Source organism: Pseudomonas sp. WS 5059 (assembly GCF_012985525.1).
In the GTDB taxonomy this organism is placed as follows: Bacteria; Pseudomonadota; Gammaproteobacteria; order Pseudomonadales; family Pseudomonadaceae; genus Aquipseudomonas.
Window position 1 is genome coordinate 377,554 of the sequence record NZ_JAAQWO010000005.1, and the last position, 15,991, is coordinate 393,544.

Here is a 15,991-nt window from a genome sequence, read left to right on the forward strand (position 1 = left end):
TTTAACGCTGGGGGGTTATATCTTGCCCAGCAGCAACAGAATCAACAGCACCACCAGCACCGTGCCGAGAATACCCGATGGCCCATAACCCCAGTTGCGCGAGTGCGGGAACACCGGCAGACCGCCGACCAGCAGGAGGATCAGAACAATGATAAGAATGAGGCTCATAGTGTGTTTTCCTTATTCGTCTTCTGAAAAGACCTGATTGTTAATACCAGAGCCGAACATCTAAAACGGCTGCCTTAACTGATCCGACTCCTGCACTTTGCAGAAAATTCCCTGTTTTTTTAATGCGATTTGGCCGCTGGCTTATTTCCTTTTTAATTGTTGTGCTGTGTCGCACTTAGTTTAAAAAGATTGAACTTACCCCAGGCCCCGGCATCCGACCGGGCTTTTGGTTTGCCCCGGGCATTCAGCAACTTGATGGTGCATGGGCCGGTGAATAACCTTCGCTACACTGGCGCTTACTTCCTCCCTGAACCACAAGGCTACTTCCTATGCAAAATCGCATGATGATCACCGGCGCCGGATCCGGCCTGGGTCGCGAAATCGCTCTGCGCTGGGCCCGCGAAGGCTGGCAACTGGCCTTGTCGGATGTCAGCGAGCCGGGCTTGCAGGAAACCCTCGCGCTGGTGCGCCAGGCCGGTGGCGACGGGTTTATCCAGCGCTGTGACGTGCGTGACTACAGCCAGCTCACGGCCTTTGCCCAGGCCTGTGAGGTCAAGCTGGGCGGCATTGATGTGATCGTCAACAACGCCGGGGTCGCCTCCGGTGGGTTCTTCAGCGAACTGTCCCTGGAGGATTGGGATTGGCAGATCGCAATCAACCTGATGGGCGTGGTCAAGGGCTGCAAGGCCTTCCTGCCGCTGCTGGAAAAGAGCAAGGGCCGAATCATCAACATCGCTTCCATGGCGGCCCTTATGCAAGGCCCGGCCATGAGCAACTACAACGTGGCCAAGGCCGGTGTGGTGGCGCTCTCGGAAAGCCTGCTGGTGGAACTCAAGCAGCAGGAAGTCGGGGTGCATGTGGTGTGCCCGTCGTTCTTCCAGACCAACCTGCTGGACTCATTCCGCGGCCCGACCCCGGCGATGAAGGCCCAGGTCGGCAAATTGCTGGAAAGTTCGCCCATCACTGCAGCAGACATTGCCGATTACATCTACCAGCGTGTGGCCGTCGGTGAATTCATGATCCTGCCTCACGAACAGGGGCGGATGGCCTGGGCACTGAAGCAGAAAAATCCGCAGTTGCTGTATGACGAAATGACCAACATGTCGGAAAAAATGCGCGCCAAGGCGCAGTCGGCCAAAGGCTGAAAGATATAAACAATGGGTTTATATTTTTGCGGACTTATTGGGCTGTTTGATATTCGTCTGTCAGTAAAGGCAGCTATGGTTTGTAGGGTGGATCTGTTTATCTAGCAGGTTATTGATGGCTCGTAGGGGAGGGCGCATGGTCGCGGTCCGGTAACTTTCCAAAGGACAAAACGCCATGCTGGTACTTAGCCGCGCGGTAGGCGAAATCATTTCCATCGGCGATCACATCACCCTGCGGATCCTGGAGGTCAACAACCTCCAGGTGAAACTCGGCGTGGAAGCGCCGGCAGGGGTCAATGTGCATCGGGCGGAGGTCTACGAAAAGATCCGCAGCCTACAGGGGCACCCGGTGCCCGTGACCAACCCTTAGTCGAACAGGTGCTTGGGCACATCGTGCTTGAGCATCAACTGGCACTGCTCGCTTTCAGGGTCGAAAACAATCAGCGCCTGACCCTTGGTCAACGCCTGGCGTACCCGCAGCACCCGGGTTTCCAGGGGCGTATCGTCGCCGTTGTCGGTGCCGTCGCGGGTCACGAAGTCTTCGATGAGGCGGGTCAGGGTGTCGACTTCAAGTGCATCGTAGGGAATCAGCATACAAGCCTCAAATGGTGGATCCCGGCGATCCTACTGTGCCGGGATCATAGTTGCCAGCCTCAGGATTTCTGTCCGACCAGGCTGTCCACCGAGGGCACCCGGGTGTCGCTCTCCATTTGTGTTTCATGTTCCAGTTGATGACTGAAGCGGTCCAGGGAGCCCTGGGCCGGTTGCGCATCGCTGGCAAATACCGGCGGGCTGAGGATGTAGGCGCCCAGCAGGCGGCTCAGGGCGGCGAGGCTGTCGATATGGGTGCGCTCGTAGCCGTGGGTTGCATCGCAGCCAAAGGCCAGCAACGCGGTGCGGATATCGTGGCCGGCGGTGACCGCCGAGTGCGCGTCGCTGAAGTAATAGCGAAACAGGTCACGGCGTACCGGCAGGTCGTTTTCCGCCGCCAGGTGCAGCAAGTGGCGGGACAGGTGATAGTCGTAGGGGCCGCCAGAGTCCTGCATCGCCACGCTTACTGCATGCTCGCTGGAATGCTGGCCGGGGGCGACCGGGGCAATGTCGATGCCGACGAATTCGCTGACATCCCAGGGTAATGCGGCGGCCGCGCCACTGCCGGTTTCTTCGGTGATGGTGAACAGCGGGTGACAGTCGATCAGCAACGGTTCGCCACTGTCGACTATGGCCTTGAGGGCCGCGAGCAAGGCCGCGACGCCGGCTTTGTCATCCAGGTGGCGGGCGCTGATATGGCCGCTTTCGGTAAATTCCGGCAGCGGGTCGAAGGCCACGAAATCACCGACGCTGATCCCCAGGGAATCGCAATCGGCGCGGGTGGCGCAGTAGGCGTCCAGGCGCAGTTCGATATGGTCCCAACTGATTGGCATTTCATCCACCGCGGTATTGAACGCGTGCCCGGAGGCCATCAGTGGCAGGACGCTGCCACGGATCACGCCATTGTCGGTGAACAGGCTGACGCGGCTGCCCTCGGCAAAACGGCTGGACCAGCAGCCCACCGGGGCCAGGGTCAGGCGGCCATTGTCCTTGATCGCCCGCACGGCGGCGCCGATGGTGTCCAGGTGCGCGGAAACCGCGCGGTCCGGGCTGTTTTTCTGGCCCTTGAGGGTGGCGCGGATGGTGCCGCGCCGGGTCATCTCAAAGGGGATGCCCAGCTCTTCCAGGCGCTCGGCGACGTAGCGCACGATGGTGTCGGTAAACCCGGTGGGGCTGGGGATGGCGAGCATTTCCAGCAGCACTTTCTGCAGGTAGTTGAGATCCGGTTCGGGGATGGTTCGGGTCATGGAAACTCCTGATGAATTGAGGGCATCGATGGTTTCGATGAGGGGCTGGGTATGTGTTGCCTCGGCCGGCCCCATCGCAGGCAAGCCAGCTCCCACCTTTAAATGTGTTCACACATCAACCTGTGGGAGCGGGCTTGCCCGCGATGAGGCCCGTCCAGACAGCTCATGTCTCAAGCCATGGTTTGGCTGTGGGGAAACAACAAATCCACAAACCGTTCTGCCGTGGGCTGTGGTTCATGGTTGGCCAATCCTGCGCGCTCGTTGGCTTCGATAAATACGTACTCCGGCTGGTCAGCGGCCGGCACCATAAGGTCCAGGCCGACCACCGCAATATCCAGAGCGCGCGCCGCACGCACCGCAGCATCCACCAGCGTCGGATGCAGCGTCGCCGTGACATCTTCCAGGCAACCCCCGGTGTGCAGGTTGGCGGTACGCCGCACCGCCAGCACTTCGCCCGAAGGCAGGATGCTGTCGTAGTCGTAACCCGCTGCCTTTAAGGTGCGCAGGGTTTCGTCGTCCAGGGGGATCCGGCTTTCGCCATCGGTGGCCGCCTGGCGTCGGCGGCTTTGCGCCTCGATCAAGGCGCCGACGCTATGCTTGCCGTCACCGATCACCTGGGCCGGGCGGCGGATCGCGGCGGCCACCACTTCAAAGCCGATCACCAGGATGCGCAGGTCCAGGCCTTCGTGGAAACTCTCGAGCAATACCCGCGAGTCAAACTGGCGCGCCGCCTCGATGGCGCCTTGCACTTCTTCGATGGTCTGCAAGTCCACGGCCACGCCTTGGCCCTGTTCACCGTCGAGGGGCTTGACGACGATGCGCTGGTGTTCGTCGAGAAACTCCAGGTTATCGTCGGCGCTGGCCGCCAGTTGTTGCGCTGGCAATTTCAAGCCGGCGGCGCTCAATACTTTATGGGTCAGGCTTTTGTCCTGGCACAGGGTCATGCTGATCGCACTGGTCAGGTCGCTCAACGACTCACGGCAGCGCACCCGGCGCCCGCCATGACTGAGGGTGAACAACCCGGCTGCGGCATCGTCCACCTGCACATCAATCCCGCGTCGGTGCGCTTCTTCGACAATGATGCGCGCATAGGGGTTGAACCCCGCCTGTGGCCCCGGCCCGAGGAACAGCGGCTGGTTGATGCCGTTCTTGCGCTTGATGGCAAACGTTGTAAGGGCACGAAAGCCGAGCTTGGCGTACAGGCTTTTTGCCTGGCGATTGTCGTGTAATACCGACAGGTCCAGGTAACTCAGGCCGCGGCTCATAAAGTGCTCGATCAGGTGGCGCACCAGCACTTCGCCGACGCCAGGCCGCGAGCATTGCGGGTCCACGGCCAGGCACCAGAGGCTGCTGCCGCTTTCCGGATCATGGAAGGCCTTTTGATGATTGAGGCCCATGACGCTGCCGATCACTGCGCCGCTGTCTTCATCCTCGGCCAGCCAGTACACCGGGCCACCCTGGTGGCGCGGCGTCAGCAGGTTGGCATCCACCGGCAACATACCGCGCCCCTGGTACAGGCGATTGACCGCCTGCCAGTCGGCTTCGCTCTGGACGCGGCGAATGCGAAAGCCGCGAAACACCCGGGTGGCCGGGCGGTAGTCGGTGAACCACAGGCGCAAGGTGTCGGAGGGGTCGAGGAACAACTGTTGCGGATCGATCCCCAGGATCTGCTGGGGCGCGGCCACATACAGGGCGATATCCCGTTCTCCCGGCTGCTCGTTGAGCAGCTCCAGGGCCAGGCTCGCCGGGTCGGGAAAGGTATGGCCGATCAACAGCCGGCCCCACCCGCAATGCACGGCAATCGGTTGCGCGCTCGGTTCGCTGCCGTCTTCGGCCAGGCGCGCTTGCAGGCGTTCGTAGGACGGCGCCTGGCCGCGCAGCAGGCGTTGGCTGTAGGCCGTGGCGTGAGGTTTCATCAATCAGATTCCTTGTTCGCTGAGCCACAGGTTCAGCGCTGCCAATTGCCACAGCTTGGAGCCGCGCAGCGGCGTCAGTTGCCCTTGGGGGTCGGTGAGCAGGCGGTCGAGCATCGCCGGGTTGAACAGGCCCCGGTCCTGGCTCGGATCCAGCAGCAGGTCACGCACCCAGTTCAAGGTATCGCCCTGCAAGTGCTTGAGGCCGGGCACCGGGAAGTAGCCCTTCTTGCGGTCGATCACCGCGCTGGGGATGACCCGGCGCGCGGCTTCCTTGAGCACTTGCTTGCCGCCGTCCGGCAGCTTGAATCGGCCCGGCACCCGCGCCGACAACTCCACCAGGCGGTAGTCGAGAAACGGCGTGCGCGCTTCCAGGCCCCAGGCCATGGTCATGTTATCCACACGCTTGACCGGGTCATCCACCAGCATCACCGTGCTGTCCAGGCGCAGGGCCTTATCCACAGGCGCCTCGGCGCCAGGTTGGGCGAAATGCTCGCGCACGAAGTCGCCGGCGGCGTCATTGGCGGTCAGCCATTGCGGGGCCACGGTGGCCGCGTAGTCGTCGTAGCTGCGGTCGAAGAAGGCCTCGCGGTAAGCCGCGTAAGGGTCGCTGGCGCCGTCCACCTGCGGGTACCAGTGGTAACCGGCGAACAGTTCATCGGCGCCCTGGCCGCTTTGCACCACCTTGCAATGCTTGGCCACTTCCCGCGACAGCAGGTAGAAGGCAATGCAGTCATGGCTGACCATCGGCTCGCTCATGGCACGGAACGCGGCCGGCAACTGCTCGATGATCTCGCTTTCGGCGATGCGCAGTTGGTGGTGTCGGGTGCCGTAATGCTTGGCGATCAGGTCGGAGTACTGGAACTCATCGCCACGCTCGCCGCCGGCATCTTCAAAACCGATGGAGAAGGTCGACAGGTCCTGCACCCCGACTTCACGCAGCAGGCCCACCAGCAGGCTCGAATCCACACCGCCTGACAGCAACACGCCCACATCCACCGCCGCCCGTTGGCGAATGGCCACGGCTTCGCGGGTGCTGTCGAGCACGCGGTCGGTCCAGTCTTCCAGGGTCAGGTGTTTTTCATCGTCATGGGGGCCGTAGGGCAGGGTCCACCAGGTTTTCTGCTCGGTGGCACCGTTGGCCTCGATACGCATCCAGGTGGCCGGCGGCAGTTTTTCGATGCCCGCCAGCAAGGTGCGCGGTGCCGGCACCACGGCGTGGAAATTCAGGTAGTGATTGAGCGCCACCGGGTCGAGGATCGGGCTGATATCACCGCCCTTGAGCAACGCCGGCAATGCCGAGGCAAAGCGCAGGCGCTGGCCGGTGCGCGACAGGTACAACGGCTTGACGCCCAGGCGGTCGCGGGCGATGAACAGGCGCTGGCTGTCGCGCTCCCAGATGGCAAAGGCAAACATGCCATTGAGCTTGGGCAGCAAGGCTTCGCCCCAGGCGTGATAGCCCTTGAGCAGCACTTCGGTGTCACCGCCCGAATAGAAGGCGTAGCCCAGGGCTTCAAGCTCGGTACGCAACTCCGGGAAGTTGTAGATCGCGCCATTGAACGCCAGGGACAGGCCCAGTTGGGCGTCGACCATCGGTTGGGCCGAGCCGTCCGACAGGTCCATGATTTTCAGGCGACGATGGCCCAGGGCAATTGGCCCTTGGGCATGGAAGCCCCACGCGTCAGGTCCGCGTGGCGCCAAGTGATGGGTGATTCGTTCCACCGCTGCCAGGTCGGCAGGTTGATGATCGAAACGCAGTTCTCCAGCTAATCCGCACATAAAGTCCTTACCGGTTTTTCCGTTGGGGAGGGGCAAACATGCACGCGCCAAAACGGCGGGTACCCAAGGACTGACCCGTGGCTATAGGTGGAGTTTTAGATCAATAAGTTATATGGCAAACGGCCTGCTTGTGTCGCAGGCCACGCGGCGGCTTGCGGGGCGTGGGTGAAACGGGGGGTAATCAGGTCAAGCTCAGATGCAAATAATGGGGTGTTTCGCCAGGCAACTCCCCAGCTATTTGAACCTTTTCAAGGCGAGCGTGGGCTTATCGTCTGGCGTCATTGAACAATGCAATGAAGGAACGTTGTGAATCACGCAAACAGGTCATTTGAGCCAGGTTGTCGAACCTGTGACTCAGGACGAATTAATGGCAACGCTGCTGGATTTCACCGGTGACCTGGACAAGGCGCAGGTCTTGTAAGACCGGCTGCCGACCTGGCTGGTCAACGCTGATTCCCAGGTGCTCCTGGCCATTGAGCAGGCGTATGCCGAAAGTGGCGGGCCGCGAGCTTAGCCAGGTGTTTTTGCCACGTTGCTGCGAATCAACGCCCGCAGCGCAAAACGGTTGGGATGACAGGCCTCGGCCACGCTGCGGGGCAGGGGCAGCGGTTCGTTGTCCAGCCATGCCGCTAGCAGTTCACTCGACAGCGGCGCGGTGATCAGGCCCCGTGAACCGTGGCCGCTGTTGACGTACAGGCCGTCCAACCATGGGCAGGCGGTGTACGGTGTGTGGCGGGCGTCCTTGCGCAGGGCGGCAAAGGCCAGGGCGAAGGCTTGGGGATCGGCCAGTGGCCCGACAATCGGCAGATAGTCCGGGCTGGTGCAGCGAAACGCCGCGCGGCCCTTCAGGGTGTGCGGGTCGAGCGTGGCGGTGCGCAGGCGCTGGGCCAGGTCGGGGGAGATTTCCTGCAACAGTTCCAGGTTCCCCGCGTGCTCGGCGACGGTGGGGGTCAGGTCATCGCTCTTGAAATCAAAGCTGGCGCCCAGGGTATGTTCGCCCAGGCGGGCCGGTGCCACATAGCCTTCGGCGCAGACCACGGTAGCCAACGCCTGGCTGGCGGCAGTCTGTGGCAAGCGGGTGATCTGTCCGCGAATGCGCTTGAGGGGCAGCTCGGCGCTGGCGGCAAACTGCTTGACCTCGGCCGCCCCGGCCAGCACCACCACGGGGGCGCTGGCCAGCAACCGGTCGCCGTCCCAGGCCTGCCATTGATCGTTGGCTTTGCGCAGCGCCAACACTTGATGATGCACATGCACCGTGATCCCCGGCTGACTTGCCTGCCACTGGCACAACGCCGGCGGATGCACCCAGCCGCCCTCGGGGAAAAACAGCCCGCCATGCTCCAGGCCAATCCCGGCGCGGGCCTGGGCCTGATCCCGGTCCAGCAGGTGCAGCAAGTCAGGGGCAAATGCCTGGGCCAGTTGCGCCTGGCGTTCGGCCTCCTTGGCATTGAACGCCAGTTGCAGTACGCCACAACCGTCCCAATCCACCCCCCGTTGCAAGTGTTCCAGCAGGCGCCGGGTATGCCCGAACCCGCTGACAATCATCTGCGAAAGGGCCGTGCCATGGGCCGACAGCTTGAGGTAGAGCACCCCTTGCGGATTGCCCGAGGCCTCTTGTGCCAGGCCGGCATGCCGTTCCAGCAGGCTGACTTGCCAGCCCCGTGCGGCGAGGCTGGCCGCGCTGGCGCAACCGGCCATGCCGCCGCCGATCACCAGGGCCCGCCGTTCGCCTTTGGGGGCCGGTGGCCTGGCGAACCACGGCTTGATCGCCGCAACTGGCGCCGCGTCGGCCGGCCAGCCAAGAAACTCACCGCGCAGGATTTCCCACTTATGGCCGATGCCCGGCGTGCGTTTCATCTTGAACCCGGCGCCATTGAGCAGGCGCCGCACCCAGCCGGTGCTGGTGAAGGTGCTGATGGTCGAGCCGGGGGCAGCCAGGCGCGCCAGTTCGGCGAACAGCTCGGCGGTCCACATCTCGGGGTTTTTCGCCGGGGCAAAACCATCGAGGAACCAGGCGTCGATCTGGGCGTCGAGCTGCGGCAGTTGCTCCAGGGCATCGCCGATCAGCAGCGTCAGCGTCACCCGCCCGTTATCCAGGACCAGGCGCTGGAAACCCGGGTGGATGGCGATGTACTGCGCCAGCAATTGCTCGGCCAACGGTTTGAGCTCTGGCCAGAGGGCGAGGGCGCGTTGCAGGTCGGCGTGGCTCAGCGGGTACTTTTCCACACTGACAAAATGCAGGCGCGCCCCCGGCGTCGCGTGCTGTGCAAACAGTTGCCAGGCACACAGAAAATTCAACCCGGTGCCAAACCCCGTTTCCCCGATCACCAGGCGCCCACCCACCGGCAGCGCGGCAAAGCGCTCTTGCAGGCGGTTCTGTTCAAGGAACACGTAGCGGGTTTCTTCCAGGCCCGACTGGTCGGAAAAATACACGTCGTCGAACACCCGCGAGCGCGGGCGTCCCTGGTCGTCCCAGTCGAGCTGGGCATTGGGCTGTACGGGGTTCATGGGCAACTCGGCAAAGGCAAGGCGGCCATTCTAGTCGATCACGGGGGCCAGGGTTGGCGCGGGTGTTAGCCGGCTATTTGATCCATGCAAAAAACCTCTGCAATGGCGCGCCAGCGATCAGGAATCAGCGTTAATCGAGCATGGCGCAGCGGGTATCGTGGTGTTTTGATCCATGGCAATAAGGAACATTGCGCATGCAGGCACAGGCTGATTTGACCCACACATTCACTCAATTGACCCGGCAGCAGTTGCAAGCTGCCTTGCTGGAGATGACTGGCGACCTGGCCAAGGCCCAGGTCCTGCAACAGCGTCTGCCGGGCTGGATGATCAATTCCCCGCCAGGGTTGCTGGAGGCGCTGGAGCGGGACGCAGCGTATGTTGAAGAGGCCAAGGCGGGCGTCACGCAGCACTTGCAGGCATTGCGCAGTCTGGACGAATTTTGCAGCGAGCAGTTGCAGGCCTACGGCCAGGCGCAGTGGCAGGTCACGCTGGAGCCAAAAAAGGACCTGTTTATCCGGGCCTTCTACGAGTATCAGGCAGATGTGTTGCCGCGCGAGTATGAGCGCACCGTGCGCCTGGAAAAACAGAGCCTGTTGCATAGGGCCATGCAGAACTTTTCGGCGGATGAGGCCCTTGCCGAGCGATATCCCCTAGAGTCGCGGCTGCAAGCGCAAGACCGCAGCGTTATCGACGTTGCGCCCCATGAGTTTGCCGAAGGTTGCCGAGCGCTCGACCTCGGGCGTCGGTACCAGCAGCACATCAATAAGGTGTTCCACCTCGATCGCGACGAGGGCGTTGCCAGTGACGTGGCGCTGGCGATCGGCCGGATGAAAACCCTGGACGTAAAGATCGATGCCCATATCGCCCTGATGCGCGGCGATATCAGCCGCGAAACCTACGCCATGTTGTGTGCATTGCTGGAGCAGGACCTCAGCCCGGCCGCGGCGAAGAGCCAGCTGTACCAAGGGCGCCCGGTGCTCTGGCAAGGCCTCAATGCACGCGATTGCTGCCTGTGGAGCGTGCTGGTGTTTTCGGCCCGCCCGATTGGCGAATACCCCCAGCAGCCTTGTGTGGTCTACATGCCCAATGAACCGCAGCGGCCGTTTTTCGAGTACCCATCCCTCAACGACTTCAAGGTTTACCTGGAACTGAAGCTGGAAGTGAGCAGCTATCGGCGCTTCTTTACCGGCTACCTGGGGGAGGTTGACCGGGTGGGGTTTTTCTCGCGATTCGACGAGCACCGCAGCCTTGGCGTGCTGGAGGCCCGGCCCGTCATGGTGAGCCTGGCCAGGCACTTTTTCAGCACTTACGTGGGCAAGCTGCAGATCGATGCGCGCACGCTGGCGGTGCCCGTGGCGGACGTGGACGAAGAGGTGCGCAAGCAGCGCCTGATGGAGTATCTGGAGGCTGGATTGACCTTGCTCAACCTCGCCGGTTTTGTCGTCCCGGCCTTGGCCCTGCTGATGACGGGCGTGGCGGTGGGGCAACTGCTCGGCGAGGTGTATGACGGCATCGAGGACTGGCGGCGGGGGGACAAGGGCGAGGCGCTCAGGCAACTGGGCGCGGTGGCGCAAAGTATCACCTCGATGGTGGTGTTCGCAGCCGGCGCCAAAGTGGTGGGCAACGTGTTGAAGCGTGCGCAGTTGAGCATGGGGCGCTTTTTTGCGGAGCTGGAAGCGGTGCGTTCGACCGATGGACATCTGCGGCTCTGGCGGCCCGATATTGCCCGGTACGCGCACCGTCAGCAGTTGCCCGAGAACGTGATGGCGGACGCAGAAGGCATCTACCGGATTGGCGGCCATTGCTACGTCAAAGTGGTCGGTTTCGTTCATCGGATTGCCTTTGACGCCAAGCTGGGCCAATGGCACGCCCTCCATCCGACACGCCAGAATGCCTATCGCCCTGCGCTCCTGCACAACGGCGAGGGCGCCTGGCGCTTTGCATTCGAACAGCCTGAACGCTGGGAGGACCAGGATTACCTGTTCTCGCGCCTGGAGCCCGGCAGTCGTCACCCCCACCTGGATTCGCGCAAGCTGCGCCTGGTCAGCGACATCCTGGATATGCAGCCCCCCTGGGCGTACCACCTGGCTCGCGAGTGCTTGCCCTTTCCCGCGCGCTTTCGTGATGTGTATGAGCGGTTCCGGGTGGAGCAATCGATTCGCGACCTGATCTGGCTGCTGGAGCGTGGTGTGTACCTCAACGCCGAACACGCGACCGCGCAGATGCAGGCCTTGGCGCTGTTGCCGGGTTGGCCCGAGGGACGCTATTTCGAGGTGGTGGATGCGCAGGGCGCGGTGACGGCGCGTTACCCCGCTAGTGGCACTCATCGGCTGCCAATCACGCAGCATGCAGTGGCTGAAGGGCAAGTGTTTGATGTGCTGCTGTCGGAGCTCGACGAGTCGCAAAAACTCGCCCTGTTGGGGGAGGACGTTGCTGCCGACCAGCAACATGGGGTGTTGGCGCGGCGCTTACTGGCGCACCTCAAGGCGGATCGCAAGCCGCTGTTTGAGCAGATGTACCAGGCCTACGACGGGCCAGTGCCCGAGGAGTGGGCGGTACTGCGCAGCACCTATGCGCAATTGCCGTCCAGGGTGATGCGCGAGTTGATGGCGCGCGCCTCGTCGGTGGAGCTCGAGTTGCTGCGCGAGCAGCAGCGAGTGCCCATGGGCCTGGCAGAGGCGGTGCGTGCTGCGCTGGCCGAACAACGCCTGGACCGCGCCTTGGCCGGTTTCGAACAGCCGGAATTGGCCGGCCTCGACACCCAGTGCGTGGCGGTGCGCACGCTGCCGCGCATCGAGGGTTGGGATCCCCGGCTGCACCTGGAGATGCGCGCAGATTCACCCCAGGGGGCGTTACTGGCCGTGGGCGCCGTCGAAGGTGCCAGTTTGCGGCTGGTGGTGGTGCGTACGGCTGCAGGGTTCCAGGCGTTCGATGCCAGTGGCCTGAGCCTGGGGAGTGTGCGTTCCGGAGTGGACGGGCTATTTGAGGCCATTGAAGACGCAAGCACCCTGGGCAGGCCCCAGGCGCAGGCCGAGCATGGATGGCGGTTGCGCCGCTTGATTGCCGCCAGGGCCCAGAGTGAGCGTGATCGCGCCGCCGAGGCGTTTTCCGATGGGGCACTGGAGCCCCAGGCAGTGCAAGCACCTTGCCGTGTGGCGGATTCACCCACCGGCTCTTTTACCCAAAACTCGCCCCTGGTGCGCAAGTTGCAGTGGCTTTATCCGCTGTTCACGCAGGCTCAAGCTTCTGCGTTGCTGCAGGGCCTGGGGGCCGATGAACTTGCTCGTGCCCATGCGGTAGAGCGTCTGCGCGCCGAGCTTGGGCGCCTGCGTGCGGTACTTAAACACTGGAAAAACGACATCGGCGGCTTGGAGCAGCAACCGGGCCTGAGGAACATCCGCCAGAGCCGCCAGCAAGTGGCCGAGCGTATCGAGGCCTGCTGGCGCCAGCAGAGCTTTATGCCCAATGAGCGCGAGCTGCCCGTTGCTGGCCTGTCCCTGGACGGGATGCGCGTGGGCTCGTTGCCGAACCTGCCGCCTGAAATTCGCTTCGACCATGTGCAGCGCCTGTCACTGCGCAATATGCGCCTGGGTGATGACGTGGCTTATTTCCTCAAGTGCTTCAAGGGGCTGCGCCGCCTGGACCTGGACCGTAACCGCCTGACCCGGTTGCCGGAATATCTGTCGCGCATGCCTGATCTGGGCAGCCTGTCGTTGTCCCACAATCAGTTGGCGTTGACCGAATACACCCGGCGCAAGCTCGCCGATATGAGCACGTTGCAGCTGTTGGACCTGAGCCACAACCCGGTGGAAGGGCACCTGGATGTCAGCGCCATGCGCGGCTTGCATACGCTGTTGCTACAGGACACCCGCATCGTCGACGTGCCCTCCGGGCTCGGGCGCCTGGCCTATCTGGACCAGGTGGACCTGCGCGACAACTGGATCACCCTGCTGCCCGAATGGCTGTTTAGCGCCACCCGCAGTTTCAGCCAGGCACTCAACCTGGCGGGCAACCCGTTGTCCACCTCGGCGGTGACAGCGCTCACGCGCTACCGCGAGGCGGTGGGTATTGGCATGGGCTATGTCGATGACGATCAATCGCGCTTCACCGAGTTGAAAGCCCGGGCGTTGTGGCTGCCGGATGAAGTGGCCGATCGCAATGCGATCAAGCGCGGCATCTGGGCCAACCTGCGCGATGACCCGGACTGCGCGCCGCTGTTCGAGTTGCTTGCGCAATTGTCCAGGACCGCTGACAGCCGGCACGTGCGCGAGGATTTGAGCCGGCGGGTGTGGGACGTCTTGCAGTCGAGCCATGACAGTATCGAGCTGCGCGAGCGGGTGTTTCAGCTGGCGGCGCATCCGGTGAATTGTGGCGATGGCGCCGCTGATATTTTCAGCCAGATCGAAGTCTTGATGGAGGTCGAGCAGGCGATGCTACAGGCCGGACGCAGGCAGGGCAGCCCCGGCGGATTCCTGAGCCTGGGCCGGCGCTTGTTTCGCCTGGGCGAGTTGGAAAAAATTGCCCTGGGCTATGCGGCCGAGCATGCCAGCGAGGATCCGCTGGAGGTCAGCCTGGCGTTTCGCATGGGGTTGGCCAAGGAGTTGGAGCTGCCGAGGCAACCCAAATACGCGCAGTATGTGTCGATTGCCAATGTGACCCCCGAAGGGCTGGCACTCGCCCATTCCCAGGTGCGCACGGCCGAGCTGTCACCTGCACTCCTGCAGTTTTTGACGCAACTGTCGTTCTGGAAAACCCATCTCAAGCAGCAATTTCCCAGCACCTTCCAGGCCGCGACTGAACCTTTTGATGTACAGCAGCAACTGCTCTTCGAGAACAGCCAGAACCTCACCGACGGCGACTACCTCAGGCAAATGCAAGACCTGCAGGCCCCTCGCCGGCAGGCCATCGCCGAGGTGGTAGAGCGCCTGACCCTACAGATGCTGAAACACCAGGACCTGGGCATCTGCCATGTGCCCGAGGGCTGAGCCATTGATCCACGGCAAGTGGCCTGGAATTCCTTGCCCGCCACGCTGCCCAATCCGCTAGTCTTGATCCATCTTGGAAGGGAGTCGCCCATGTTTGAATCTGCCGAAATCGGTCACGCCGTCGATAAGGATACTTACGACGCTGAAGTCCCGGCCTTGCGGGAAGCTTTGCTGGAGGCGCAGTTCGAGTTGCACCAGCAGGGGCGCTTCCCGGTCATCGTGCTGATCAATGGCATCGAGGGCGCCGGCAAGGGTGAAACCGTCAAGCTGCTCAATGAGTGGATGGACCCGCGCCTGATCGAGGTGCGCACCTTCGACCAGCAGACCGACGAAGAACTGGCCCGCCCACCGGCCTGGCGCTACTGGCGGCAATTGCCGGCCAAGGGGCGCATGGGGGTGTTTTTCGGCAACTGGTACAGCCAGATGTTGCAGGCGCGGGTCCACGGCCAGATCAAGGATGCGCGCCTGGACCAGGCCATTGCCGGGGCCGAACGCCTGGAGCAGATGCTCTGCGATGAAGGGGCGCTGATCTTCAAGTTCTGGTTCCACCTGTCCAAGAAACAAATGAAGGCGCGGCTCAAGGCCCTGCAGGACGACCCGCTGCACAGCTGGCGCATCAGCCCGCTGGACTGGCAGCAGTCCGAGACCTACGACAAGTTCGTGCATTTCGGTGAGCGCGTGCTGCGCCGCACCAGCCGTGACTATGCGCCCTGGCATGTGATCGAAGGTGTGGACGCCAATTACCGCGGGCTGACCGTGGGCAAGATCCTCCTGGAGGGCCTGCAAAATGCCCTCAAGGTGCCCAAGGCCAGGGCCAGCGGGATCCAGCCGGCGCCATTGCCGTCGTCGGTGGACCAGATGAGCCTGCTCGACAGCCTGGACATGACCCAGCGCCTGGAAAAGGACGACTACGAAGAGCAACTGATTACCGAACAGGCGCGGCTCTCGGGCCTAATGCGTGACAAGCGCATGCGCAAGCACGCGCTGGTCACGGTTTTTGAAGGGAACGACGCGGCGGGCAAGGGCGGGGCGATCCGCCGGGTCGCGGCGGCGCTGGACCCACGCCAGTACCGCATCGTGCCGATTGCCGCGCCCACTGAAGACGAACGCGCCCAGCCATACCTGTGGCGCTTCTGGCGGCAGATCCCGGCGCGGGGCATGTTCACGGTGTTCGACCGCTCCTGGTACGGCCGCGTGCTGGTAGAGCGCATCGAAGGCTTTTGCACCACGGCCGACTGGATGCGCGCCTACGCCGAGATCAACGATTTCGAGGAGCAACTGCGCGATTCCGGGGTGATCGTGGTCAAGTTCTGGCTGGCCATCGATAAACAGACCCAACTGGAGCGCTTCCAGGCCCGGGAAGAAATTCCGTTCAAACGCTTCAAGATCACCGAAGACGACTGGCGCAACCGCGACAAGTGGGATGCCTACCGGGCGGCGGTGGGCGACATGGTGGATCGCACCAGCACCGAGATCGCGCCCTGGACCCTGGTGGAAGCCAATGACAAGCGCTGGGCGCGGGTCAAGGTGTTGCGCACCATCAACCTGGCGCTGGAAGAGGCGTTCGCCAAGTCCGACAAGCACGACAAAAAGAAGAAGCACAAATAGCGCCATGCTTTTGCATACGCCAGGTGAATGATCGTCGCGATCACCCG

10 protein-coding genes are annotated in these 15,991 nt (G+C 62.8%); 4 read left to right on the top strand and 6 right to left on the bottom strand.

Translation table 11 applies throughout. From position 1 onward, the window contains the following. Nucleotides 1-15 precede the first annotated feature (15 nt). A complete protein-coding gene (locus HBO12_RS17095) occupies nt 16-168 on the bottom strand; it encodes a DUF3309 family protein (protein WP_032863216.1) in 153 nt (50 codons plus the stop codon). A 329-nt stretch (nt 169-497) separates the two neighbouring features. Between HBO12_RS17095 and HBO12_RS17100 the strand changes: the two genes are divergently transcribed. Both HBO12_RS17100 and csrA read left to right on the top strand, forming a co-directional pair. Continuing rightward, nucleotides 498-1,313, top strand: coding sequence for an SDR family oxidoreductase (locus HBO12_RS17100; RefSeq protein ID WP_169952778.1), 816 nt, complete (start codon nt 498-500; stop codon nt 1,311-1,313). A 175-nt stretch (nt 1,314-1,488) separates the two neighbouring features. Then, nucleotides 1,489-1,683, top strand: a complete 195-nt coding sequence (gene csrA, locus HBO12_RS17105; protein ID WP_169952776.1) for a carbon storage regulator CsrA — start codon at nt 1,489-1,491, stop codon at nt 1,681-1,683. On the opposite strand, the gene HBO12_RS17110 is transcribed toward csrA, so the two are convergent. The 5 genes from HBO12_RS17110 to mnmC form a co-directional block, all read right to left on the bottom strand. Next, on the bottom strand, nt 1,680-1,907 hold the full coding sequence (locus tag HBO12_RS17110; RefSeq protein ID WP_003192759.1) for a YheU family protein: 228 nt from the start codon (nt 1,905-1,907) through the stop codon (nt 1,680-1,682). The two genes, csrA and HBO12_RS17110, sit on opposite strands and share 4 nt — an antisense overlap. A gap of 59 nt (nt 1,908-1,966) precedes the next feature. After that, entirely contained in the window at nt 1,967-3,151 is a 1,185-nt protein-coding gene (locus HBO12_RS17115) for an osmoprotectant NAGGN system M42 family peptidase (protein ID WP_115127811.1), read from the bottom strand. Between the two features lie 170 nt (nt 3,152-3,321). After that, complete coding sequence (gene ngg, locus HBO12_RS17120) at nt 3,322-5,067, bottom strand: N-acetylglutaminylglutamine synthetase (RefSeq protein WP_170042767.1); 1,746 nt, start codon at nt 5,065-5,067, stop codon at nt 3,322-3,324. A gap of 3 nt (nt 5,068-5,070) precedes the next feature. Next, nucleotides 5,071-6,843: an N-acetylglutaminylglutamine amidotransferase gene (locus tag HBO12_RS17125; protein WP_170042768.1), complete on the bottom strand. Its 1,773-nt coding sequence runs from the start codon at nt 6,841-6,843 to the stop codon at nt 5,071-5,073. Between the two features lie 510 nt (nt 6,844-7,353). Continuing rightward, nucleotides 7,354-9,351 carry a bifunctional tRNA (5-methylaminomethyl-2-thiouridine)(34)-methyltransferase MnmC2/FAD-dependent 5-carboxymethylaminomethyl-2-thiouridine(34) oxidoreductase MnmC1 gene (gene mnmC / locus HBO12_RS17130; RefSeq protein WP_170042769.1) on the bottom strand — a complete coding sequence of 666 codons (1,998 nt, stop codon included), beginning with the start codon at nt 9,349-9,351 and terminating at the stop codon, nt 7,354-7,356. 194 nt (nt 9,352-9,545) lie between these two features. On the opposite strand from mnmC, the gene HBO12_RS17135 reads away from it, so the two are divergent. Then, nucleotides 9,546-14,336 (top strand): NEL-type E3 ubiquitin ligase domain-containing protein, encoded by a 4,791-nt coding sequence (locus HBO12_RS17135; protein ID WP_170042770.1) that lies wholly within the window; start codon nt 9,546-9,548, stop codon nt 14,334-14,336. A gap of 90 nt (nt 14,337-14,426) precedes the next feature. After that, complete coding sequence (pap, locus tag HBO12_RS17140; RefSeq protein ID WP_169952768.1) at nt 14,427-15,944, top strand: polyphosphate:AMP phosphotransferase; 1,518 nt, start codon at nt 14,427-14,429, stop codon at nt 15,942-15,944. Nucleotides 15,945-15,991: the final 47 nt, after the last annotated feature.